Below are 22,225 nucleotides of genomic sequence, written 5' to 3'. Positions count from 1 at the left end.
AACCTGAAGTTCAACGTAGAGTTGATCGCACCAATCGCGATGGAAGACGGCCTGCGCTTTGCGATCCGCGAAGGCGGCCGCACAGTCGGCGCCGGAGTTGTTTCTAAAATCGTCGAATAATTCCGGAGCGGCTTGCGGCCCTAGGGCCGCAAACGCACCGCGTGAGTGGCAGGTGAATGCGAAGCAATCACCGAGAACCCACTCAGGAGTTACTCAATAAACGAAAGGCCGCTTCGAAAGAAGCGGCCTTTTGCGTTGGTTAGTTTAGAGTTTTGTTTAAATGACTAGCCGGTTAATTTGTTTCTAAAATAGCAATGAAGGTTTGTGGTGCATGTTCGGAATTGAGTTGCACGAGTATGTTATATTTTCAGAGGTCTTAATTTTAAAGGTTCTCGCACCCAATTGGATAGTTTTCGTTCTATTTGGCTCCGGTTTGATTGCGGGTTTGCTATATTTGACCAAAGTGGTTTCACCAATTGTGCGAATTTGGTTGAAGCATTTGATAAGCCTGTTTCTGTGGATACAGATAAAAGTCAAAGATATTAAAGAGCCAGTGGGTTTGTACGCTGCCGGCCTTTCGACTTTAATGGCGTTGTTTTCTGTTTTTACGTTTATTCAAGGGGGGGATAGGCTAGAGCTATTGCTTAAATGCGATCCCGGTAGCGATTATCAGGTTGGACAAATATATGTTTACGTGCCAGTGCATTGCAGAGTTAAGAACTCTGGCGAAGTAACGGCTACGGTCGACTCAATTGTTCCTACATTTTACTATTCTGATAAATTACGTTTGGCGCGTGGGAGCGATGAGCGAAGTTTTCATTCGTATCGGGGTGATCCATCGACTTTGGTTGGCGGAGCGTTTGAGATTCCCCAAACGATACCATCCGGCGTTACGCGGATATTTGACGCCAGCGTTGCCATTCCAATTCTGCAGTATGAGGTGGAGACCCGTAATGGGCAAGAGGTAAGCGTGGTGTCGGATGTCGACAATTTACTCTCGGAATTTAACGCCTGCATAAAGGATACGTACAGGGACATTTGTTTTCAAAATATGACTGGGAAGCCTATCGCTAGGTATATTTATGAAACCATTGAGGTGCCAGCCGGGGTCGGAGGATATCAACCTGTCAATGGTGTCGGAATTGCGGTTTCTGACTTTGACTATGCTGTCGACTTTGAGGTGGACTTTCTTACGGATAGACGATTCGCTGTGGCAGGCAGTGAATCGCAGTTTCTTTCTGTCCATTACTCATATGACGAATTGGCCAATTTAGCCTTACCGTGGTGGAGGCGTGAATACACCGTCTGGAGGTATGCATCTACTAATGGAAAATCGGGAAGGGTTGTGAACTTTAAGAGCGCGACGACGACGTATGCTTTTTTCCTGTTGGCAATATTTGGATGGTTGCGCCTGGCAGGTATCGGTATCAGAAAGTGCAGAAGCTATAAAGCTGATAGTTAAGCACATTCCCCCCTTTACACACTCTGCGACTCCCCCTATACGGCGCAAATCCAACTTAGGGTGCGCTTTGCGCGCCTTTTTCTGTTGGGTAAAAGACGCGATGAAGGGTGGCGGTGGTCGTCATTCTTCCTCTCCGATCTAGGCCCTCGATAAAGGGTGATGACTATGGCGCAGAGCCAAAACATCCGTATCCGCCTAAAGGCGTTTGATTACCGGGTGCTTGATGCAAGCACACAGGAAATCGTTAGCACAGCAAAGCGCACTGGCGCTTCTGTACGTGGTCCAATTCCACTGCCGAACAAGATTGAAAAGTTCACTGTTCTGCGTGGTCCACACGTTGATAAAAAATCTCGCGATCAGTTTGAGATCCGTACGCACAAGCGTCTTCTCGACATCGTTGACCCAACACCACAGACAGTGGACGCGCTGATGAAGCTCGACCTGGCTGCGGGCGTTGACGTCCAGATTTCTGTTTAAGGAGGGTCTTAGATGCTCCGTACAGGACTTATCGCAAAGAAAGTCGGCATGACCCGGCTTTTCATGGAAGACGGCAAGCAGATCCCTGTGACCGTTCTTTCGCTTGAAAACCTGCAAGTTGTTGCACAGCGTACAGCTGAAAAAGACGGCTACGTTGCTGTTCAGTTGGGTGCCGGCACAGCCAAAGCAAAGCGCACAAGCCAAGCAATGCGTGGCCACTTTGCTGCTGCGAAAGTTGAGCCTAAGCGTAAGCTGGCTGAATTCCGCGTTGCTGCAGAAAACCTGATCGAAGTCGGCGCTGAGCTGTCTGCTGATCACTACCTCGAAGGTCAATTCGTTGACGTGTCTGGTACATCTATCGGTAAAGGTTTTGCCGGTGCGATGAAGCGCCACAACTTTGGTGGTCTGCGCGCGACACACGGTGTTTCGATCTCTCACCGTTCGCACGGTTCGACTGGTCAGTGTCAGGATCCTGGTAAGGTTTTCAAAGGCAAGAAAATGGCTGGTCACATGGGTGCGGCGAAAGTCACAACCCAAAACCTGCAAGTTGTTAAGACCGACGCTGACCGTGGTATCATCATGGTTAAAGGCGCTGTTCCTGGCTCCAAAGGTGGCTGGGTTACACTGAAGGACGCGGTTAAGAAACCTGCTCCTGAAGGCGTTGCGTACCCTGCTGGTCTGCGTTCTGCTGCTGTTGCAGCTGATCAAACCGAGGCCCCAGCTGAGGGAGGCGAAAACAATGAAGGCTGATGCAATCAAACTGGACGGTGGTAAAGCCGGTTCCGTCGAACTGAACGACGAAATCTTTGGTCTTGAGCCACGCAAGGACATCTTGCACCGTGTTGTTCGCTGGCAGCGTAACAAAGCAATGGCTGGTACACACGATGTGCTTGGTCGTTCCGAAGTGTCTTACTCGACCAAGAAGATCTACCGCCAAAAAGGTACTGGTGGCGCACGTCACGGTTCCCGTGGTGCTCCGATCTTCCGTTCGGGTGGTATCTACAAGGGGCCAACCCCACGTAGCCACGCGCACGATCTGACTAAAAAGTTCCGCAAGCTGGGTCTGAAGCACGCTCTGTCCGCGAAAGTGGCAGCAGGCGAGCTGGTCATTGTTGACAACATCGACGTGAAAGACGCGAAAACTTCTGCTCTGGCCAAACAGGTTGGCGCATTGGGTTGGAAGCGTGCGTTGGTTATCGACGGTGCAGAAGTCAACGCTGACTTCAAAAAGGCCGCTGCTAACATCACAACCTTGAACGTTCTTCCTTCACAAGGTGCGAACGTTTACGACATCCTGAAGTCTGACACTCTTGTTCTGACTAAAGCAGGTGTTGAAGCACTGGAGGCTCGTTTGTCATGAGCGCAAAAGCAGAACACTACGACGTGATCCGCAAGCCGATCATCACTGAGAAAGCAACAATGGCTTCTGAAGCCAATGCTGTTGTTTTCGAAGTTGCGATCGACAGCAACAAACCGCAGATCAAGCAAGCTGTTGAAGCTCTGTTTGGTGTAAAGGTCAAAGCTGTAAACACCACGATCACTAAAGGTAAAGTGAAGCGTTTCCGTGGCCAAATCGGTACACGTAACGACGTCAAAAAAGCCTACGTGACGCTGGAAGAAGGCAACACGATCGACGTATCAACTGGCCTGTAAGGTTAGTTTGCACGACATTCGAAAGGCCCTCGGTGAAACCGGGGGCCTTTTGTTTTTGAGCCGACGCGCGTAGCATCATAGCGAAAATGGGGGCTGCTATGCGGATATTTGCTCTTGTGATATTTATCATCCACTGCGGTTTTGAGCTGCTGTTCGGGCTTAGCGCATATGTTTCTGGCGCTTCGTCCAGCCAGTCCGCCATTGAAGTTGCTGCGCAATCTGTGCAGCTTACGATAGCCTTTCGGTTTATGGGTGCGGCGTTGATTGCACTGGGCGTGCTCGGGCTTGTTGTCATCTTCGGGCCGGGCGTGTCATCACGTGCAGCGCGTGTCATTGCCATGGGTTTTGCCGTGTTCCATGGGTTGGGCGCATTGGGAAGTATATTCACTGCTGCGCCAACCTTTGAGGTCTATCAGAACCCGCTGAGTTTGGGTGCGCTCGTCGTCCATAGTATCTTGGCTTTGGGCTTTGTTGTGATCATTCTCCGGCCAATCAATCCGAATGGGCTGAATACGTAGGTGTTCAAGGCGAAATCCCTATAGAGTTAAGGGTTGCCAGCCATTCTCATCCCCCCTATACACCGCCCATCCAGACAACCCCGGATTCGTTCCGGGGTCATTTGGTTTTGACTACGGGGACCTTCGGGGCCCTTTAACCACAGGTCCCATCTGGGACCGACAGAGCAAACGGAAGAAGCTAACATGGCACTTAAGTCGTATAAGCCGACGACGCCGGGCCAGCGTGGACTGGTGCTGATCGACCGTTCGGAGCTTTGGAAAGGACGTCCAGTTAAGTCCCTGACACAGGGTCTGACAAAATCGGGCGGCCGGAACAACACCGGACGGATCACAATGCGTCGCATTGGTGGGGGTGCAAAGCGCCTTTACCGTATCGTTGATTTCAAGCGTAACAAGCTGGACATGTCCGCTGTTGTTGTTCGCATTGAATATGACCCGAACCGGACCGCATTTATTGCGCTGATCCAGTACGAAGACGGTACACAAAACTACATCCTTGCTCCTCAGCGTTTGGCTGTAGGTGACAAGGTGATCGCATCTGCCAAGGCTGATATTAAGCCAGGTAACGCGATGCCTTTCTCGGGCATGCCGATTGGTACAATCGTTCACAACATCGAAATGAAACCCGGTAAGGGCGGTCAGATCGCTCGTGCTGCTGGTACATACGCACAGTTCGTCGGTCGTGACGGTGGCTATGCGCAGATCCGCCTGTCATCCGGCGAATTGCGTCTGGTTCGTCAGGAATGCATGGCAACTGTTGGTGCTGTTTCGAACGCTGACCACTCTAACCAGAACTTTGGCAAAGCTGGTCGTATGCGCCACAAGGGTATCCGCCCATCTGTGCGTGGTGTTGCGATGAACCCAATCGACCACCCTCACGGTGGTGGTGAAGGCCGCACATCCGGTGGTCGTACGCCTGTGACACCTTGGGGTAAAGACACCAAAGGTAAGCGTACCCGTAACAAAAACAAAGCGTCGCAGCGTCTTATCGTACGTTCGCGTCACGCCAAGAAGAAGGGTCGGTAATTATGGCTCGTTCCGTCTGGAAAGGCCCCTTTGTGGATGCCTATGTGCTGAAAAAAGCCGAGGCAGCGCGCGAAAGCGGCCGCAACGAAGTGATCAAAATCTGGTCGCGCCGTTCTACAATCCTGCCTCAGTTCGTTGGTCTGACATTTGGTGTCTACAACGGCAAGAAGCACATCCCTGTCAACGTCACTGAAGACATGATTGGTCAGAAGTTTGGTGAATATTCTCCAACTCGTACCTATTACGGTCACGCAGCTGACAAAAAAGCGAAGCGGAAATAAGCCATGAGCAAGGATAAAAATCCCCGCCGCGTGGCTGATAACGAAGCTCGTGCAAAACTGCGCATGCTCCGTACTTCGCCACAAAAGCTAAACCTCGTTGCGGCACTGATCCGTGGTAAGAAAGTTGAGCAGGCTCTTACTGACCTGACTTTCTCTAAGAAGCGGATTTCTGACGACGTGAAGAAATGCCTTCAGTCGGCGATTGCCAACGCTGAAAACAACCACAACCTCGACGTTGATGAACTGGTCGTTGCCGAAGCATATTGCGGTAAAAACCTGATCATGAAACGTGGTCGCCCTCGGGCACGTGGCCGTTTCGGCAAGATCATCAAGCCATTCTCGGAAATCACAATTGTGGTTCGCCAAGTTGAGGAGCAATCATAATGGGTAACAAAGTAAACCCCGTCGGTATGCGTCTTCAGGTCAACCGCACCTGGGATAGCCGCTGGTATGCTGACACCAAAGACTATGGTGACCTTCTTCTTGAAGATCTGAAGATCAAGGATTTCATCAAGAAAGAATGTGCACAGGCTGGTATCAGCCGTGTGATCATCGAGCGTCCGCACAAAAAGTGCCGCGTGACGATCCACGCTGCCCGTCCAGGTGTGATCATTGGTAAGAAAGGTGCAGACATCGAAGGTCTGCGTCAGAAGCTTTCCAAACTGACAACATCTGAACTGCACCTGAACATCGTCGAAGTTCGCAAGCCAGAGCTGGATGCTGCACTTGTTGCTGAATCCATTGGTCAGCAGCTTGAGCGTCGTGTTTCGTTCCGCCGCGCTATGAAGCGTTCGGTTCAAAACGCAATGCGCATGGGCGCACTGGGTATCCGTGTGAACCTCGCTGGTCGTCTTGGTGGTGCTGAAATCGCGCGTACTGAATGGTACCGTGAAGGCCGCGTGCCTCTGCACACACTGCGTGCCGACATCGATTACGCACTGTTCGAAGCGATGACACCTTATGGGATCATCGGCATCAAGGTATTCATCTACAAAGGTGATATCATGGAGCACGATCCGTCAGCGCACGACCGTAAACACGCAGAGCTGCAAGAGGGTTCCGTCCCTCGTGGCGCTGGCCGTCGCTAAGGAGCAAGGTAAATGCTACAACCAAAGCGTACAAAACACCGTAAGCTGCACAAAGGCCGGATCAAAGGTCTGGCAAAAGGCGGTTCGGATCTGAACTTTGGCACATATGGCTTGAAGGCACTTGAGCCTGAGCGCATCACCGCGCGTCAGATCGAAGCCGCTCGTCGTGCCATGACGCGTCACATGAAGCGTCAAGGCCGTGTTTGGATCCGTATCTTCCCTGACCTGCCTGTTACTTCGAAGCCTATCGAAGTTCGTATGGGTAAAGGTAAAGGTTCTGTTGATTTTTGGGCATGTAAGGTCAAGCCTGGCCGCGTGATGTTCGAAATCGACGGCGTCAACGAAGACATCGCACGCGAAGCCCTGCGCCTTGCTGCGATGAAACTGCCGATCAAAACACGTACAGTGGTTCGCGAAGACTGGTAAGTCTCACGAAACTCGGTTGATAAAATCGAATCCAAATTATAGTACCCCCGCAAACTCCGTTTGTGGGGGTATTTGCTTATGTGGTGGTTCGCGTGTGTTGGTACGGTTAAGTTTGTTCCGTAGTGTTTAGTTTGGGGGAGAGTAGTCTGGTGGATTTAGCAATACCGCGCAAGCTGGGTCACATTTGGATTGGCCCAAATCAGCCTCCTAATGAGTGGATGCAAACGTGGATGGAACACCATCCCCAGTGGCAGTATCGGTTGTTTGACAATCAATACCTCGAAGAGACACAGTTTCTGACACGCCCGCAAATTGACGAATACCTCAAGCGCGGTCAGTACGCTGGTGCCGCAGACTTGATGCGCTATGAGATTTTGTATCGCGAAGGTGGTTTGCTCCCCGGTGCGGATTCGATCTGTTTATCGAATACCGATGAGCTTTTCCGAGAAGGCGAAGTATTTACCATCTACGAAAATGAATTCTTGCGAGGTAAATTGGTCTCACCGATCCTAGCGTGTGAGCCTGGTAATGATTTTGTAAAGGCTCTAATTGATGAGCTGGCAAAGATGGATCCCATCACGATGCTTGAACCGTGGCAGTCTACGGGGAATTTGTTTGTTGCGGAAATGATCGAACGACTAACGCCGAAGATTACTATCTTTCCGTCGCACACAATGATCCCTGTCCATTTTGACGGTCGCGTGTATGCCGGAGACGGGAAGGTTTATGCGAAGCAAATGTTTGGCTCTACATGTGCATCGTATAAACGTGGGGTTAGTACGACGCTTAGGGAGCGGATCGAAGCTAAGTTGGAGCGGATGCGCCAATCAAAGTACCGTGCGAATGCGCGCGCGCGGGGGCTGAAAGTTCGACAGGAGCGTTTCGGCCGTTGGCCGGTTGATCATTCCTAGACGCATGGCAAATTTGTTGGTCGTAAAGTCCATGGTGCCAACGCCTTATGTTTTCCCCTCAAACTCATTCAAAAACACCCGTAGGCTATGATCGTGGCCTAGCGCTGCATGGAATTTGCGAATTAAGCGGGGAAAAAGACATGTCCATTTTGAAACGAGGTCTAAAGGGCGCGCCGGTAAAGCGGTTGCAGGCAAAACTGGGCGTAGCTGCGGATGGGGACTTTGGCCCCGGCACCGAGAAGGCTCTCAAGGATTGGCAGGCGGCGAACGGACTGAGCGCAGATGGGATTGCTGGGCCTGATACGTTTGCAGCCATTGGGTTGCCCGAACTGATCCTACTGCGCAAAGGTTCCCGTGGTGCGCAGGTGAAGAAGCTCCAAGAGGGACTGGGTATTGGTGCAGACGGCATTTTCGGCGCTGGTACGGCAAAGGCTGTTGCGGCGTTCCAAGCGGAAAATGGTCTGGATGCCGACGGCATGGCCGGACCTCAGACCTTGGCTAAACTGAATACGTTTGCCGACGTCGTGACCGAAGAGGTCGTGGAAAAGGCGGCGGTTCAGCCTGACGAAGAGCACTTTGAAGAAGAGCCGTTGCCAGAGTTGGATGGTGGTGATGTTGTTGCTGCTGCAGCACCGGCAGAGCCCGAGCCGAAGAAATCAGTTTGGGGCAAGATGAAAGGTTGGTTCTCTTGATCCCGAACCCCCGCAGCCTAGCTGCGGGGGTTTTCATTTTGCATTGCTGAGTGGACAGTGATTTATTGCGAGTATTCGCAAGGATTGCCCCAGCCATGATCACTGACCCTAATGTCTATTTTGCCAAAGGCTGCGACCGTTGTGCGCGCTTTGATACACCAGAGTGTGCCGTGCAAATTTGGCGAGATGGATTGAGCGCGTTACGTGATATTTGTCGCGGTATCGGGCTAACGGAAACGGCCAAGTGGGGGCACCCATGCTATATGCACGCCGGGCGCAACATCGCCATTTTTGGCGCGTTTCGGAATGACTTTCGCCTGAGTTTTATGAATGCGAGCTTACTGAAGGATGCCGGTTCAGAGCTTGAACCACAGGGGCCCAATAGCCAGACACCTTCAATGATGCGGTTTGATGATCCTGCCCAAGTGGTCGCGCGCGCGCCTATTATTCGCGACTTCTTGGCCGAATTGATGGGATACGCTGAACAGGGTATCAAGCCGCCAAAGATCGTGCGCGAAGTGGACGTGCCGGATGAGTTGACGGATGCTTTGGACAACGACCCTGAGTTGGCCGAGGCATTTCACGCCCTGACGCCGGGCCGCCAAAAAAGCTATGCGTTCAATTTGAACCAAGCGAAAAAGACCGAAACACGCATTGCCCGCATTGCGAAATTCCGTGACAAGATCATCGCGGGCAAGGGTGCACTGGAGCGTTAGCCCCAGCTGTAGTTAAAGCTGACAGAGATACGCTCTTCTTCTTCGGCCATATTCATGGGAACCTCGTGGCGTAGCCAGCTTTCCCAGAGCAACACATCACCTACCGCTGGTTTCACATAGACGAATGGGCGCAGCTCATCGCGGGCATCTTTGGTGCGGGTTGGGGCTGCCATCATCATCGGAAGGCGTGGGTCCTCGAGCTTGAGCGCGCTGGCACCTTCGGGCATGGCGACGTAGGTGGTGCCGCTAATGACGGAATGGGGGTGGATGTGGCCAGTATGGATCCCGCCCGGAGGCAAAATGTTGATCCAGATGTCTTCGAGTTTGAGTTCTTTGTCCCCAAGATCGAATTGCAGATCTTTGGCGAATTCAGCCACATGTGCATCCAGCGCTTTGACGAGGTCAGCAAAGATAGGAAAGCGCCACGGCAGGTCCGTTAGTGACGCATAAGATGTGTAGCCCGGATAACCGTGCTCTTCGCACCAGTCTTGGCCGGCCTCATCATCATCGGCGATGACAAGGCAAGAGTTTTCCAGTTCAGCCGGGTCAATGTCGCCGTGATCGGACAGGGCTGCATGATAGAGGCGGGTCGCAAAGAGGGATCTGATTTGAGTCATGCGGCCTGCATAGCCTAGGCTGTTTATTTTTGCGAGAGGGCGTGCGAGGACAAACCAGAGGTCCCGGATCAAGGCCGGGACACGGCAAACGCGGATCAAAGGCGCGATATCAGGACTAATGGCTTGGTATTCGCCGATACTTTGATCCCCTTTAGTCTAAAGGGGTTGCTTTATTGGAGGATGGGGTCTAAATGGCGCACTTCTAGACCCACTCCACCGGGAATCGGGTCACGCACGTGTGCGGCCTGCCGGTGATGTTGAAAAAGGAAAATGGCATGAAAGCCACTGAACTGCGGGACAAGACGCCCGATCAGCTTCGTGAAGAGCTGGTGAACCTGAAAAAAGAATCCTTCAACCTGCGTTTTCAGCAGGCGACCGGCCAGCTGGAAAACACAGCTGCGATCCGTAACGCCCGTCGTAACGCTGCGAAGGTGAAAACTATTCTGAACGAAAAGGCCGCTTCAGCGGCATCGGAGGCTTAATCCATGCCTAAGCGTATCCTGCAAGGTGTTGTAACTAGCAACCAAAACGCACAAACAGTCACAGTTTCTGTTGAGCGCCGCTTTAAGCACCCACTGCTTCAGAAAACCGTTCGTAAGTCCAAGAAATATCGTGCTCACGACGAAAACAATGCTTTCAATGTTGGTGATACAGTCCGCATTCAGGAATGTGCGCCAAAGTCGAAAACAAAACGCTGGGAAGTCATCGCCTCTTAAGGCGGAACGAACAGTATAATCGAAACCCTGGGGCCCCGGACGGAAATCGGGAATACCTCATAGGTCGGAAGGAAACCAAATGATCCAGATGCAGACCAATCTGGATGTTGCTGACAACAGCGGCGCACGCCGTGTTCAGTGCATCAAGGTTCTGGGTGGCTCACATCGTCGTTACGCGAGTGTCGGTGACATTATCGTTGTATCGGTGAAAGAAGCCATTCCACGTGGCCGCGTAAAGAAAGGTGACGTCCGCAAGGCCGTCGTCGTACGCACCGCAAAAGAAGTTCGTCGTGAAGACGGCACAGCAATTCGTTTTGACAGCAACGCTGCTGTTATCCTGAACAACAACGGCGAGCCAATCGGTACACGTATCTTTGGGCCAGTTGTTCGCGAGTTGCGTGCGAAAAACTTCATGAAAATCATCTCGCTTGCTCCGGAGGTGCTGTAACTATGGCTGCTAAACTCCGTAAAGGTGACGACGTGATCGTTCTCGCTGGTAAAGACAAAGGTAAGAAGGGCACTATTTCGTCCATCGACCCTAAAGCTGGCAAAGCGATCGTAGACGGCGTGAACATGGCCGTTCGTCACGTGAAGCAATCTCAGGCGACACAGGGTGGCCGCACGCCAAAGGCGATGCCGATCCAACTGTCCAACCTGGCAATCGTTGACAAAAATGGCAAAGCGACTCGCGTTGGCTTCCGTATGGATGGCGACAACAAAGTTCGTTATGCCAAGACAACAGGGGATGCGATCTAATGCTTGATACCGCAAACTACACCCCGCGTCTGAAGACCGAATACACTTCTAAAATCCGCACAGCGATGAAAGAAGAGTTCGGTTACAAGAACGACATGCAGATCCCGAAGCTGGACAAAATCGTCCTGAACATCGGCTGCGGTGCAGAAGCTGTCCGCGACAGCAAGAAAGCAAAATCCGCTCAGGAAGATCTGACAACCATCGCTGGTCAAAAGGCCATGACAACACGCGCTAAGAAATCCATCGCTGGTTTCCGCGTTCGTGAAGACATGCCTTTGGGTGCTAAGGTTACCCTGCGTGGCGATCGTATGTACGAATTCTTGGATCGTCTGATCACAGTTGCTATGCCACGTATCCGCGACTTCCGCGGCGTTTCTGGCAAATCTTTCGACGGTCGCGGCAACTACGCCACAGGCCTGAAAGAGCACCTGGTGTTCCCCGAGATCAACTTCGACAAGATCGATGAGAACTGGGGCATGGACATCGTCATCTGCACCACAGCGAACACTGACGCTGAAGCAAAAGCACTGTTGAAGCACTTCAACATGCCTTTCAACAGCTAAGCGTTAGGGAGATATTAGATATGGCTAAGAAATCCATGATCGCACGCGAAGTTAAGCGTGAAAAGCTGGTGGCCCAGTACGCTGAAAAGCGCGCCGCGCTGAAGGCAATCATCAACGACAAAGAGAAGCCCGTAGAAGAGCGTTTCAAGGCGACCCTTGAGCTGGCAAAACTGCCACGCAACTCTTCTGCAACGCGTCTTCACAACCGTTGTCAGCTGACCGGGCGTCCACACGCCTACTACCGTAAACTTAAAATCAGCCGTATCGCTCTGCGGGACCTTGGTTCCAATGGCGAGATCCCCGGCATGGTTAAGTCAAGCTGGTAAGGAGAGCACAAGATGAACGATCCTATCGGTGATATGCTGACACGCATCCGTAACGGCCAAATGCGCGGTAAAGCGACGGTGGAAACACCTGCTTCTAAACTGCGTGGTTGGGTTCTGGACGTGCTTTCTGACGAAGGTTACATCCGCGGTTACGAAAAGAAAGATGGCAAAGACGGTCACCCCGCTTTTGCAATCGAGCTGAAGTACTACGAGGGTGCCCCAGTTATTCGTGAAGTGAAGCGGGTTTCTAAACCTGGCCGTCGCGTTTACCTTGGCGCCAATGACATCCCATCTGTCCGTCAGGGCCTGGGTGTGTCGATTGTCTCCACCCCCAAGGGTGTGATGTCGGATGCAAACGCACGTGCAGCCAACGTTGGCGGCGAAGTGCTCTGCACTGTATTCTAAGGAGATAACATGTCTCGTATTGGTAAAAAACCAGTTGAGCTGCCATCAGGCGTTACTGCGTCTGTGTCCGGCCAGACTGTTGAAGTAAAAGGCCCTAAAGGGACCCGTTCCTTCAAAGCCACTGATGATGTTTCCATCACTGTTGATGGTAACGTTGTCACTGTAGAGCCACGCGGCAAGTCCAAGCGCGCACGCCAGCAGTGGGGCATGAGCCGCACAATGGTTGCAAACCTTGCGACTGGCGTTTCTGACGGTTTCAAGAAAGAGCTTGAGCTGTCAGGTGTTGGTTACCGTGCACAGATGCAGGGCAACGTCCTGAAACTGTCACTGGGCTACAGCCACGATGTGAACTTCGAAGTGCCTGAGGGTGTGACTGTCACAGCCCCCAAGCCAACCGAAATCACAGTGGAAGGTATCGACGAGCAACTTGTTGGTCAGGTCGCGGCGAACATCCGCGCTTGGCGTAAGCCAGAGCCCTACAAAGGCAAAGGCATCAAGTACAAAGGCGAATACATCTTCCGCAAAGAAGGCAAGAAGAAGTAAGGAACGCGACAATGGCAAACAGCAAAAGAGCTCTGTTTCTGAAACGCCGTATGCGCGTTCGGAACAAACTGCGGGGTGTTACAGCCAACCAAGGACGTGCGCGTCTTTCGGTTCACCGCTCCAACAAAAACATCAGCGTCCAGCTGATCGACGACGTCAAAGGTGTGACAATCGCATCTGCGTCGTCTCTCGAGAAAGCACTGGGCGTGGTCGGCAAGAACAACATCGAAGCTGCTACCAAAGTGGGCGCTGCAATTGCAGAGCGCGCAAAGAAAGCTGGCGTCGAAGTTGCATACTTCGACCGTGGTGGTTTCCTCTTTCACGGCAAGATCAAGGCCCTGGCCGACGCTGCGCGTGAAGGCGGTTTGAAAATCTAAATTGTAGAGGGCCCCAGCACGGGGCCCTCTCGATGATCCGGGGCCGTTGGTCACCGCGATTGGAAAAACGGGCGATAGCCCAACGATATAAAGGACGCCTTTTATGGCAGAACGTGAAAACCGCGGCCGTGGCCGCAACCGTGAAGAACAAGCTCCTGAGTTCGCTGACCGTCTGGTCGCGATCAACCGGGTTTCTAAAACCACTAAAGGTGGTAAGAACTTTGGCTTTGCTGCGCTCGTCGTAGTCGGCGACCAAAAAGGCCGCGTAGGCTTTGGTAAAGGTAAAGCGAAAGAAGTCCCTGAGGCGATCCGCAAAGCGACTGAGCAAGCGAAGCGTCAGATGATCCGCGTACCTTTGCGCGACGGCCGTACGCTGCACCACGATATGGAAGGCCGTCACGGCGCCGGTAAAGTTGTGATGCGTACCGCTCCAGTTGGTACTGGTATCATCGCCGGTGGTCCAATGCGTGCCGTTTTCGAAATGCTCGGCGTTCAAGACGTTGTGTCCAAATCGATTGGTTCGCAAAACCCATACAACATGATCCGCGCCACCATGAATGGTCTGGCCAAAGAGCAATCTCCACGCAACGTCGCACAGCGTCGCGGCAAAAAAGTTGCTGACATCCTGCCAAAGCGTGACGAGGCACCTGCCGCCGCCACTGCTGAAACAGCTGAAGCGTAAGGAAACCTGAACAATGGCAAAAACGATTGTTGTTAAGCAGGTGGGTTCGCCCATCCGTCGTCCCGCTAAACAGCGTGCTACGCTGATCGGTCTGGGCCTGAACAAAATGAACCGCACCCGTGAACTGGAAGACACACCTTCTGTTCGCGGCATGGTGAACTCGATCAGCCACATGGTCGAAATCATCGAAGAAAAAGGCTAAGCTTTTTCTGCTAGATTTTTCAAAGCGCCCTCGGATTTCCGGGGGCGTTTTTGCTTTTGTCTTAATGCTAAAGTCCGTATCGCTCGAATCGCCCCTCTATGCTCCGATCTTTTTGCGTGGTGCCCTGATGCCCGCGTGACATTTAGAGGAGGATAAGATGTCTCATAAACTTTCCGGGGGCTGTGATCATATTAAGACCTATTCTGATGCCGACCCGATCGATAACCATACCTGCCATTGCTCGGTCTGTAAGAACGTAACGGGCCAAGCGACAACGCATGTCGCCTTTTTCCGTCATGGAGATCTGGTCGTGGACAATGTTGATGGGCTAAAGCGGCAGCCGTTCAACGCCAATAATCCTGATGGCCCGCTTGAGCTGTGTACATGCGGTGAATGTGGGACGCCGATTATGCTGGACGACAAACAAAGCCGTATCCGAGTCATCGTGCCGAATTTGATGGGCTATGACCCGTCATTCCCGGCGGCGACCTACCACGCATTCTATGACCCGGCGACGGGCCTGCCGCGCCCAGATGATGGACGTCCGGTGAGTGATGCGCTGCGTGCAGACTTTGTATGGCCGACGCCGAGTTGATTTAACGGGTATTCATTCATTGCGACATGCCAATGCTGCATAGCAGCAATTCCGAACCTGCGTTTGTTCTAGCGCTACGTGGCGGGTATCTTGGGCTCAAGGATTTCAAGGCCCCGCGACTGACCGCAGCGCGAAATATGGGCGACGCACGAGAAAGGAAAATACAATGGCATATGTGAACGCAACACTACAAAACGCGACTGCGAACCCATTCGGTCGCATGTTGAATGAAACTTTGGCGGGGCTCAAAGCAGCCGCTGCGCGCCGCGCAGTATACCGCGAAGTCATGGGTCAACTCAGCGCTATGTCTGACCGTGAATTGGCTGATATTGGTGTCGCTCGGATTGCGATCCGCGATGTGGCAACACAGGCCGCTTACGGCGACAAATAAGTTATCGATAGATATCGTAACGAGTGTGAACGCCGGGTGAACAATCGCCCGGCGTTTTCACATCTGCGCGGCAAAACCGCGCGGGCACTGGATCCGGCTGTTCTAGCCACTTGATCCGTCGACTTCATCCGTCTATACGCCGCTGGTCGGGTCATGTTGGCCTGATTCAACGTAACGCCGTGTTTGACCGCTCCCGTCGCTGGGGGTCAGTTCCGGCAAAAGGAGAAGCGACATGAAACTGAATGAACTTCGCGACAACGAAGGCGCAACACAGCGTAAGAAACGCATTGGCCGTGGTCCTGGTTCCGGCATGGGTAAGACCGGTGGCCGTGGTATCAAGGGTCAAAAGTCACGTTCCGGTGTAGCGATCAAAGGCTTTGAGGGCGGCCAGATGCCGATCTACCAGCGTCTGCCAAAGCGTGGCTTCAACAAGCCAAACCGCAAGGCATTTGCTGTTGTGAACCTGGGCCTAATCCAGAAATTCATCGACGAAGGCAAGATCGACATCAAAGCAGACATCACCGAAGATGCGCTGATCGCGTCCGGTCTGGTGCGTCGCAAAAAGGACGGTATCCGCGTTCTGGCAAAAGGTGACTTTAACGCCAAAGCAACCATCGTCGTAACTGGTGCTTCTAAGGGCGCTGTCGAAGCTGTCGAAAAAGCTGGCGGGTCTCTGACCGTCGCAACTGTCGCAGCGGCAGAGTAAGGCTTGTGAGCGGCGGAATCGTCGCTTACATATTCTTGCAAGTTTTTCCCAAACGCCGCCAACGGGAAACCGTCTGGCGGCGTTTAGCATGAAAAGAGACCCAAATGGCTTCTGCAGCAGAACAAATGGCAGCCAACATCAGTTGGAGCGCGTTCGGAAAGGCAACAGAACTGCGTCAACGCATTCTGTTCACCATCGGTATGCTGATGGTTTACCGCCTTGGTACATATATCCCTGTTCCGGGCATTGATTCGATCGCATTGCGTGAATTTATGGAACAAGCCGCGAGCGGCATTGGCGGTATCCTGTCGATGTTCACTGGTGGCGCGTTGTCACGGATGGCGATTTTTACCCTCGGAATTATGCCATATATTTCTGCGTCGATTGTGATGCAGCTGCTTGGGTCCATGTGGGAGCCTCTTAAGAACCTCAAGAAAGAGGGCGAGCAGGGGCGTCGCAAACTGACGCAGTACACACGCTATGGTACGGTTTTGCTGGCAACTGTGCAGGCCTACGGTATGTCCGTCGGGCTTGAGGCTGGCGGTTTCGCGACCGATCCGGGCCTGTTCTTCCGTGCGTCCTGTGTGATCACTATCGTAGGCGGCACCATGCTGTTGATGTGGATTGGTGAGCAGATCACAGCGCGTGGCATCGGTAACGGCATTTCTTTGATCATCTTTGTTGGCATCATCGCCGAAATTCCTGCCGCTTTGGCGCAGTTCCTCGCGCAGGGCCGCTCCGGCGTGATCAGCCCGGTGACCATTATCGGAATTCTGCTCATGGTCGGTGTTGTGCTGCTCTTTGTTGTCTTTATGGAGCGTTCGCTGCGTAAAGTGCACATCCAATATCCTCGTCAGCAGCGCGGGATGAAGGTTTATGACGGCTCGTCTAGCCATCTGCCGATCAAGGTAAACCCTGCTGGCGTGATCCCTGCGATTTTTGCCTCTGCACTGCTGTTGTTGCCAACGACAATCAGCACGTTCAGTGGCGGTAGCTCTGGCCCCGTTATGTCGACCATTCTGGCGCTCTTTGGGCCGGGTCAGCCGCTCTATCTGATTTTCTTTGGGGGCATGATCATCTTCTTCACATACTTCTACACCCGTGAAGTCGCGTTCAAGACCGAAGACGTGGCGGACAACCTTAAGAACCAGAACGGCTTTGTGCCTGGCATTCGCCCCGGTAAAAAGACTGCGGAATATCTGGACTACGTTGTGACGCGCATTCTGGTGTTGGGTTCGGGATACCTCGCGCTCGTTGCTCTCTTGCCCGAGATCATCCGCGCGCAGCTTTCTGTACCGTTCTATTTTGGCGGTACTTCGGTGTTGATCATCGTGTCTGTGGGCATGGATACGATTCAACAAATTCAGTCGCACCTCGTTGCGCATCAATACGAAGGTCTGATTGAAAAATCTCAGCTGCGCGGTAAGCGTAGTGCAAATAAACGTAAGGGGCCTTCGCGTCGATGAACATAATTCTGCTGGGACCGCCCGGAGCGGGCAAGGGAACACAAGCACGCAAGCTTGTTGAAGAACGAAACATGGTGCAACTAAGCACTGGGGACATGTTACGTGCCGCGCGGACCAGCGGGACTGAGATGGGTAAAAAAGTTGCTGCCGTAATGGACGCTGGCAACTTGGTGACCGATGAGATCGTAATCGGCCTGATCCGGGAACAGCTTGAGGCGGATAACGGCGCAGCGGGCTATATCTTTGACGGTTTCCCTCGCACACTCGCGCAGGCTGATGCTTTGGGCCGTTTGCTGATGGATATGGGTGAAAACCTGGATTGCGTGATCGAGATGCAAGTCGACGACGAGGCGCTTGTTGACCGGATCACAGCGCGTTCGACATGCGGCAACTGTGGTGAAGTCTACAACGACACCACAAAGCCAATTCCGGCTGATAATAAATGCACAAACTGCGGTGCATCTGATTTTCAGCGGCGCGCAGACGATAACGAAGACAGCTTGCGTACACGCTTGATGGCTTACTACAAGCAAACCAGTCCTCTGGTCGGCTATTATCACGCCAAAGGCGATTTGAAATCTGTGGATGGCCTTGCCAGCATGGATGAGGTCGCTAGCAGCATTTCTGCGGCATTGGCGTAAATTTCTCGAAATTTACGCCTAAGATGGATTTTCTAGAAAATCCATCGCGCATGCTTAGGTGGGTTGACCCGGTTGGAAATGCCCCCTAAACAACGCCATCCCGTAAGGGAATCAATAGATGGTTAACGGGTCGCACCCATGACACTATCGACTACCTTGATATGACTTAAGCCCGGGCGCATCGCTTCGGGCTTGCGTTGTGAAAAAAGGGTCTGGAATGACGGACCCGCAACAAAAAGGAATTGCACACGTGGCACGTATTGCCGGCGTAAACATCCCGACTGCAAAGCGGGTTCCAATCGCCCTGACATATATCACCGGTATTGGCCCAGCCAAAGCCGAAGAAATCTGTGAAGCTGTCAAAATTGACCGCGCACGCCGTGTTAACGAACTGTCCGACGCAGAAGTGTTGGCTGTTCGTGAATACATCGACGCTAACCTCACCGTTGAAGGTGACCTGCGTCGCGAAACACAAATGAACGTGAAGCGTCTGATGGATCTTGGCTGCTACCGTGGCCTGCGCCACCGTCGTAACCTTCCTGTGCGTGGTCAGCGTACATCCACAAACGCACGTACACGCAAAGGCCCTGCAAAGGCCATTGCTGGTAAAAAGAAATAAGGAGGGTCTGACAGATGGCACGCGATACCAAACGCACCAAAAAGAAGGTCTCCAAGAACATCGCCGCAGGCGTTGCTCACGTGAACTCTTCGTTCAACAACACAAAAATCCTCATCTCCGACGTGCAGGGCAACGCGATCTCTTGGTCGTCTGCTGGCACAATGGGCTTCAAAGGGTCGCGTAAGTCGACACCTTATGCCGCTCAGATGGCTGCTGAGGATGCAGGCAAGAAAGCACAAGATCACGGCGTGAAAACGCTTGAAGTCGAAGTGCAGGGTCCTGGTTCTGGCCGTGAAAGCGCATTGCGCGCACTGGCTGCTGTTGGTTTCAACATCACATCTATTCGTGACGTGACACCAATGGCACACAACGGCTGCCGCCCACCAAAGCGCCGCCGCGTTTAATTTCACCCAAACGCTTTGGGGTCGTGCATTATGCGCGGCCCCAATACGTCATTTTGAAACCTCGGGCGTTTGCCTTTTGGACATGAGGGCAAACAGGAATGGAGGGACACATGATCCACAAGAACTGGGCTGAGTTGATTAAACCAACTCAATTGGAAGTTAAGCCGGGCAACGACCCGATGCGTCAGGCGACTGTTGTTGCTGAGCCGCTCGAGCGTGGCTTTGGTCTGACATTGGGCAACGCGCTGCGTCGCGTTCTGATGTCTTCGCTTCAAGGTGCTGCGATCACTGCTGTGCAGATCGACAATGTCTTGCACGAGTTTTCTTCCGTGTCCGGCGTACGTGAAGACGTAACTGACATCGTTCTGAACCTCAAAGGTGTCGCGATCCGTATGGAAGTCGAAGGCCCGAAGCGTCTGTCCGTTCAGGCCAAAGGTCCCGGCGTTGTGACCGCAGCTGACATTTCTGAAACAGCTGGCATCGAAGTTCTGAACAAAGATCACGTGATCTGTCACCTCGATGACGGCGCTGATCTGTACATGGAACTGACTGTGAACACCGGTAAGGGCTATGTCTCTGCCGATAAAAACAAGCCAGAAGATGCACCGATTGGTATGATCGCGATCGACGCAATCTATTCACCAGTAAAGAAAGTCAGCTATGACGTGCAGCCGACCCGCGAAGGTCAGGTTCTGGACTATGACAAGCTGACCATGAAGGTTGAAACTGACGGCTCTATCACGCCTGACGATGCCGTTGCTTACGCTGCGCGCATCCTGCAGGATCAGCTGTCGATCTTTGTGAACTTTGATGAGCCTGAATCAGCACAAACAGGTGCCGACGATGATGGTCTCGAGTTTAACCCACTTCTGCTTAAGAAAGTGGACGAACTGGAACTGTCTGTCCGTTCTGCAAACTGCTTGAAGAACGACAACATCGTGTACATTGGCGATCTGATCCAGAAAACCGAAGCAGAAATGCTGCGCACACCAAACTTTGGCCGTAAGTCTTTGAACGAAATCAAAGAAGTACTGTCAGGTATGGGGCTGCACCTCGGCATGGATGTCGAGGACTGGCCACCAGACAACATCGAAGATCTAGCGAAGAAATTCGAAGATCAGTTCTAAGAATTTGGGCGGACCTTGGGGTCCGCCCTTTTATGCCCACACATGTGGGGAACACCCGGGCAATCCCGCCCCAATAATACGGCTGGCACGCATCAGACCGTTGGACAAAGTATAAATCTGAAGGAGACCATAAAATGCGTCACGCACGAGGTTACCGCCGCCTGAACCGCACCCACGAGCACCGCAAAGCGCTGTTCGCGAACATGGCTGGCTCGCTCATTGAACATGAGCAAATCAAAACAACACTGCCAAAAGCAAAAGAACTGCGCCGCATTGTTGAAAAGCTGGTGACACTTGCTAAGCGCGGCGATCTGCACGCGCGTCGTCAAGCAAACGCACGCCTGAAGCAAGAAGCACACACTGCGAAACTGTTCGAAGTGCTGGGCCCACGCTACAAAGACCGTCAAGGTGGCTACATCCGCATCATGAAAGCGGGCTTCCGCTATGGTGACATGGCACCAATGGCGATCATCGAATTTGTCGACCGCGACGTCGACGCAAAAGGCGCAGCAGACAAAGCACGCCTGGCAGAGTTCGAAGCTCTCGAGGATTAATTTCCTTTAGCTTCACCCAGATTGAGGGGCCTCGCGATACTCGCGGGGCCCTTCTTATTTGAACGGCTGGCAACCTGATAGAGCCGTGCAGCGATTGCAAAGGATCGCTGCCAGTGTTGGCATTGATCTTAGTTCAGTGAAGGCTGCGTGCTATTAGAATTTCTGCTAACCTTCTTAGATAATTTTACTGGTTGGGCCGATGAACGAAGACGAAAGTATTTGGGCGCGAGAGACCCTCGGGTATACAGATCAATGGATCGAGCTTGGTATCTTAACAGACGAAATATGTCAGGTGCAGCGCCAGCAGTGGTCAAAGATCGATGCAGACCGAAACACTGAACATTATCGATTCAGCGCATGGCGGGCCTTTGGGGGTGCCAAAGGTACGATTAGTAATGAAGACCTTCAGCAGTGTATAATGATCGCCGCTTCAGATGCCGACCCGGCAATGGGTCGGGCCATCCTGCATGATATCCTAAAAACTAGCTGGCTGAGCGACGAGCAGTTCCAGAGGGTCCGACGCGAGATGAACGAGCCTTCAGAGGCAAAGATCGTCGACCGATACACGTTGTTTCGAACCTTAAGGGCTGATCCTTCTCATGAAAACCTAGATAGAGCGGTTCGAGTTGGTGACTCGATTGTGCAGCGGCATGTAATTGACAAATATCCATTGAAGCGGACGACGTTGGAATTTCTAGAACAATATGGGGAAGTACGAGCGATTAAAAATCTAGCGCGCCAAGAACTGGGTAGCGGTAAATTAAAGGAATAAATGCATTGAATTTCTTGTAGATTCTATTTTGCTAGCAATCAGAAATCAAAAGCGGTCATGCTTATGTGAACGACTAACTATTGCAAAATTCCGGCATCACATCAGTCAGTCGCACCACTGTTACCCACAGCGTATTGCGCTAATCTTTTCGCTATCGTCGATGCGGAAGTTTATACGTTCCGGGCGAAAATCCATTGTGACCATATCATCTGGCCGTATCACGCGCACCATTCCCAAGATCAGCACCTTTTCGAGCGCTGTCGCATCCTGCCCAATCAGGTCGGAATAGGTGTTGGCATTGCAGCTGTCTTCGGTGACCGTTGGAAGTGTTGGTGCTGCCGGGGCGCAGGCCGCGAGTAAAACAAAAAATGGTATGATATATTTCATACCCCATCATGCGTTTCACTGGCAAAGATGTGCAAGGCCTAGAAACACGTGGTTGCAGTTTTTTGCTGTATGGCGGATCGTCCCCGAAAAGAATTGGAGAATACGAATGCGAACACGCGCTGCTGT

At 52.5% G+C, this 22,225-nt stretch carries 38 protein-coding genes; 36 read left to right on the top strand and 2 right to left on the bottom strand.

Translation table 11 applies throughout. The annotated features are described in order from the left end of the window. The 15 genes from TW80_RS17885 to TW80_RS13150 all read left to right on the top strand — a co-directional run. The coding region (locus TW80_RS17885) for an EF-Tu C-terminal domain-related protein (RefSeq protein ID WP_157033275.1) at window positions 1–120 on the top strand (120 nt) is incomplete at its 5' end. A gap of 211 nt (window positions 121–331) precedes the next feature. Then, window positions 332–1,462 carry a hypothetical protein gene (locus TW80_RS13215; RefSeq protein ID WP_045997917.1) on the top strand — a complete coding sequence of 377 codons (1,131 nt, stop codon included), beginning with the start codon at window positions 332–334 and terminating at the stop codon, window positions 1,460–1,462. Between the two features lie 165 nt (window positions 1,463–1,627). Continuing rightward, window positions 1,628–1,939, top strand: a complete 312-nt coding sequence (rpsJ, locus tag TW80_RS13210) for a 30S ribosomal protein S10 (protein WP_045997916.1) — start codon at window positions 1,628–1,630, stop codon at window positions 1,937–1,939. Window positions 1,940–1,951: 12 nt separating this feature from the next. Continuing rightward, window positions 1,952–2,689: a 50S ribosomal protein L3 gene (gene rplC, locus TW80_RS13205; RefSeq protein WP_045997915.1), complete on the top strand. Its 738-nt coding sequence runs from the start codon at window positions 1,952–1,954 to the stop codon at window positions 2,687–2,689. Next, the gene (gene rplD / locus TW80_RS13200) at window positions 2,679–3,299 is read left to right on the top strand and encodes a 50S ribosomal protein L4 (RefSeq protein WP_045997914.1); all 621 of its coding nucleotides are present in this window, start codon (window positions 2,679–2,681) and stop codon (window positions 3,297–3,299) included. The genes rplC and rplD overlap by 11 nt, the downstream gene beginning before the upstream one ends. Further along, complete coding sequence (locus tag TW80_RS13195) at window positions 3,296–3,592, top strand: 50S ribosomal protein L23 (protein WP_045997913.1); 297 nt, start codon at window positions 3,296–3,298, stop codon at window positions 3,590–3,592. Before rplD ends, TW80_RS13195 begins: the two co-directional genes overlap by 4 nt. Window positions 3,593–3,690: 98 nt before the next feature. Continuing rightward, window positions 3,691–4,110, top strand: a complete 420-nt coding sequence (locus TW80_RS13190; RefSeq protein WP_045997912.1) for a hypothetical protein — start codon at window positions 3,691–3,693, stop codon at window positions 4,108–4,110. A gap of 183 nt (window positions 4,111–4,293) precedes the next feature. Next, window positions 4,294–5,136 carry a 50S ribosomal protein L2 gene (gene rplB / locus TW80_RS13185; RefSeq protein WP_045997911.1) on the top strand — a complete coding sequence of 281 codons (843 nt, stop codon included), beginning with the start codon at window positions 4,294–4,296 and terminating at the stop codon, window positions 5,134–5,136. A gap of 2 nt (window positions 5,137–5,138) precedes the next feature. Further along, entirely contained in the window at window positions 5,139–5,417 is a 279-nt protein-coding gene (rpsS, locus tag TW80_RS13180; RefSeq protein WP_045997910.1) for a 30S ribosomal protein S19, read from the top strand. A 3-nt stretch (window positions 5,418–5,420) separates the two neighbouring features. After that, a complete protein-coding gene (rplV, locus tag TW80_RS13175; protein WP_045997909.1) occupies window positions 5,421–5,801 on the top strand; it encodes a 50S ribosomal protein L22 in 381 nt (126 codons plus the stop codon). After that, window positions 5,801–6,505 (top strand): 30S ribosomal protein S3, encoded by a 705-nt coding sequence (rpsC, locus tag TW80_RS13170; RefSeq protein WP_045997908.1) that lies wholly within the window; start codon window positions 5,801–5,803, stop codon window positions 6,503–6,505. The genes rplV and rpsC overlap by 1 nt, the downstream gene beginning before the upstream one ends. A gap of 12 nt (window positions 6,506–6,517) precedes the next feature. Beyond that, complete coding sequence (gene rplP, locus TW80_RS13165; RefSeq protein WP_045997907.1) at window positions 6,518–6,931, top strand: 50S ribosomal protein L16; 414 nt, start codon at window positions 6,518–6,520, stop codon at window positions 6,929–6,931. A 218-nt stretch (window positions 6,932–7,149) separates the two neighbouring features. After that, window positions 7,150–7,842 carry a glycosyltransferase gene (locus tag TW80_RS13160; protein ID WP_084625793.1) on the top strand — a complete coding sequence of 231 codons (693 nt, stop codon included), beginning with the start codon at window positions 7,150–7,152 and terminating at the stop codon, window positions 7,840–7,842. A gap of 140 nt (window positions 7,843–7,982) precedes the next feature. After that, on the top strand, window positions 7,983–8,534 hold the full coding sequence (locus TW80_RS13155; RefSeq protein WP_045997905.1) for a peptidoglycan-binding domain-containing protein: 552 nt from the start codon (window positions 7,983–7,985) through the stop codon (window positions 8,532–8,534). A gap of 95 nt (window positions 8,535–8,629) precedes the next feature. Next, complete coding sequence (locus tag TW80_RS13150; RefSeq protein ID WP_045997904.1) at window positions 8,630–9,250, top strand: YdeI/OmpD-associated family protein; 621 nt, start codon at window positions 8,630–8,632, stop codon at window positions 9,248–9,250. Here TW80_RS13150 and TW80_RS13145 read toward each other — a convergent pair. Then, entirely contained in the window at window positions 9,247–9,867 is a 621-nt protein-coding gene (locus TW80_RS13145) for a TIGR02466 family protein (protein WP_045997903.1), read from the bottom strand. The two genes, TW80_RS13150 and TW80_RS13145, sit on opposite strands and share 4 nt — an antisense overlap. 275 nt (window positions 9,868–10,142) lie before the next feature. Here TW80_RS13145 and rpmC point away from each other — a divergent pair, with 275 nt between their 5' ends. The 21 genes from rpmC (at window position 10,143) to TW80_RS13040 (ending at window position 21,712) form a co-directional block, all read left to right on the top strand. Then, entirely contained in the window at window positions 10,143–10,349 is a 207-nt protein-coding gene (gene rpmC, locus TW80_RS13140; protein WP_045997921.1) for a 50S ribosomal protein L29, read from the top strand. A 3-nt stretch (window positions 10,350–10,352) separates the two neighbouring features. Further along, entirely contained in the window at window positions 10,353–10,583 is a 231-nt protein-coding gene (rpsQ, locus tag TW80_RS13135) for a 30S ribosomal protein S17 (protein WP_045997902.1), read from the top strand. 79 nt (window positions 10,584–10,662) lie between these two features. Further along, window positions 10,663–11,031, top strand: coding sequence for a 50S ribosomal protein L14 (rplN, locus tag TW80_RS13130; RefSeq protein ID WP_045997901.1), 369 nt, complete (start codon window positions 10,663–10,665; stop codon window positions 11,029–11,031). Window positions 11,032–11,033: 2 nt separating this feature from the next. Beyond that, the gene (gene rplX, locus TW80_RS13125; protein ID WP_045997900.1) at window positions 11,034–11,339 is read left to right on the top strand and encodes a 50S ribosomal protein L24; all 306 of its coding nucleotides are present in this window, start codon (window positions 11,034–11,036) and stop codon (window positions 11,337–11,339) included. Then, window positions 11,339–11,902 carry a 50S ribosomal protein L5 gene (rplE, locus tag TW80_RS13120; protein WP_045997899.1) on the top strand — a complete coding sequence of 188 codons (564 nt, stop codon included), beginning with the start codon at window positions 11,339–11,341 and terminating at the stop codon, window positions 11,900–11,902. The genes rplX and rplE overlap by 1 nt, the downstream gene beginning before the upstream one ends. Before the next feature lie 20 nt (window positions 11,903–11,922). Next, complete coding sequence (gene rpsN, locus TW80_RS13115; protein WP_045997898.1) at window positions 11,923–12,228, top strand: 30S ribosomal protein S14; 306 nt, start codon at window positions 11,923–11,925, stop codon at window positions 12,226–12,228. 12 nt (window positions 12,229–12,240) lie between these two features. After that, window positions 12,241–12,633, top strand: coding sequence for a 30S ribosomal protein S8 (gene rpsH, locus TW80_RS13110; RefSeq protein ID WP_045997897.1), 393 nt, complete (start codon window positions 12,241–12,243; stop codon window positions 12,631–12,633). A gap of 9 nt (window positions 12,634–12,642) precedes the next feature. Then, window positions 12,643–13,176, top strand: coding sequence for a 50S ribosomal protein L6 (gene rplF / locus TW80_RS13105; RefSeq protein WP_045997896.1), 534 nt, complete (start codon window positions 12,643–12,645; stop codon window positions 13,174–13,176). An 11-nt stretch (window positions 13,177–13,187) separates the two neighbouring features. Next, window positions 13,188–13,553 carry a 50S ribosomal protein L18 gene (gene rplR, locus TW80_RS13100; protein WP_045997895.1) on the top strand — a complete coding sequence of 122 codons (366 nt, stop codon included), beginning with the start codon at window positions 13,188–13,190 and terminating at the stop codon, window positions 13,551–13,553. 103 nt (window positions 13,554–13,656) lie between these two features. Then, window positions 13,657–14,235: a 30S ribosomal protein S5 gene (rpsE, locus tag TW80_RS13095; protein ID WP_045997894.1), complete on the top strand. Its 579-nt coding sequence runs from the start codon at window positions 13,657–13,659 to the stop codon at window positions 14,233–14,235. A gap of 13 nt (window positions 14,236–14,248) precedes the next feature. Further along, complete coding sequence (rpmD, locus tag TW80_RS13090) at window positions 14,249–14,437, top strand: 50S ribosomal protein L30 (protein ID WP_045997893.1); 189 nt, start codon at window positions 14,249–14,251, stop codon at window positions 14,435–14,437. A gap of 157 nt (window positions 14,438–14,594) precedes the next feature. Next, the gene (locus TW80_RS13085) at window positions 14,595–15,032 is read left to right on the top strand and encodes a GFA family protein (RefSeq protein WP_045997892.1); all 438 of its coding nucleotides are present in this window, start codon (window positions 14,595–14,597) and stop codon (window positions 15,030–15,032) included. A gap of 166 nt (window positions 15,033–15,198) precedes the next feature. After that, on the top strand, window positions 15,199–15,423 hold the full coding sequence (locus TW80_RS13080; RefSeq protein ID WP_045997891.1) for a DUF1127 domain-containing protein: 225 nt from the start codon (window positions 15,199–15,201) through the stop codon (window positions 15,421–15,423). 232 nt (window positions 15,424–15,655) lie between these two features. Further along, window positions 15,656–16,129, top strand: coding sequence for a 50S ribosomal protein L15 (gene rplO, locus TW80_RS13075; RefSeq protein WP_045997890.1), 474 nt, complete (start codon window positions 15,656–15,658; stop codon window positions 16,127–16,129). Window positions 16,130–16,254: 125 nt separating this feature from the next. Next, entirely contained in the window at window positions 16,255–17,595 is a 1,341-nt protein-coding gene (gene secY / locus TW80_RS13070; protein ID WP_045997920.1) for a preprotein translocase subunit SecY, read from the top strand. Then, entirely contained in the window at window positions 17,592–18,236 is a 645-nt protein-coding gene (locus tag TW80_RS13065) for an adenylate kinase (RefSeq protein ID WP_045997889.1), read from the top strand. The genes secY and TW80_RS13065 overlap by 4 nt, the downstream gene beginning before the upstream one ends. Before the next feature lie 250 nt (window positions 18,237–18,486). Beyond that, window positions 18,487–18,855: a 30S ribosomal protein S13 gene (gene rpsM / locus TW80_RS13060; protein ID WP_045997919.1), complete on the top strand. Its 369-nt coding sequence runs from the start codon at window positions 18,487–18,489 to the stop codon at window positions 18,853–18,855. 14 nt (window positions 18,856–18,869) lie between these two features. Beyond that, window positions 18,870–19,259 carry a 30S ribosomal protein S11 gene (gene rpsK, locus TW80_RS13055; protein WP_008236527.1) on the top strand — a complete coding sequence of 130 codons (390 nt, stop codon included), beginning with the start codon at window positions 18,870–18,872 and terminating at the stop codon, window positions 19,257–19,259. Between the two features lie 110 nt (window positions 19,260–19,369). Next, the gene (locus tag TW80_RS13050; RefSeq protein WP_045997918.1) at window positions 19,370–20,386 is read left to right on the top strand and encodes a DNA-directed RNA polymerase subunit alpha; all 1,017 of its coding nucleotides are present in this window, start codon (window positions 19,370–19,372) and stop codon (window positions 20,384–20,386) included. Window positions 20,387–20,520: 134 nt separating this feature from the next. Next, complete coding sequence (gene rplQ, locus TW80_RS13045; RefSeq protein ID WP_045997888.1) at window positions 20,521–20,940, top strand: 50S ribosomal protein L17; 420 nt, start codon at window positions 20,521–20,523, stop codon at window positions 20,938–20,940. A 199-nt stretch (window positions 20,941–21,139) separates the two neighbouring features. Further along, on the top strand, window positions 21,140–21,712 hold the full coding sequence (locus TW80_RS13040; protein WP_045997887.1) for a hypothetical protein: 573 nt from the start codon (window positions 21,140–21,142) through the stop codon (window positions 21,710–21,712). A 120-nt stretch (window positions 21,713–21,832) separates the two neighbouring features. On the opposite strand, the gene TW80_RS13035 is transcribed toward TW80_RS13040, so the two are convergent. Next, a complete protein-coding gene (locus TW80_RS13035; RefSeq protein WP_045997886.1) occupies window positions 21,833–22,099 on the bottom strand; it encodes an I78 family peptidase inhibitor in 267 nt (88 codons plus the stop codon). Window positions 22,100–22,225: the final 126 nt, after the last annotated feature.

Source organism: Loktanella sp. S4079, from assembly GCF_000967725.1.
Lineage (GTDB): Bacteria > Pseudomonadota > Alphaproteobacteria > Rhodobacterales > Rhodobacteraceae > Yoonia.
The sequence above is the reverse complement of the archived record's forward strand: the minus strand, read 5'-3'. Positions and strand labels throughout refer to the sequence as shown.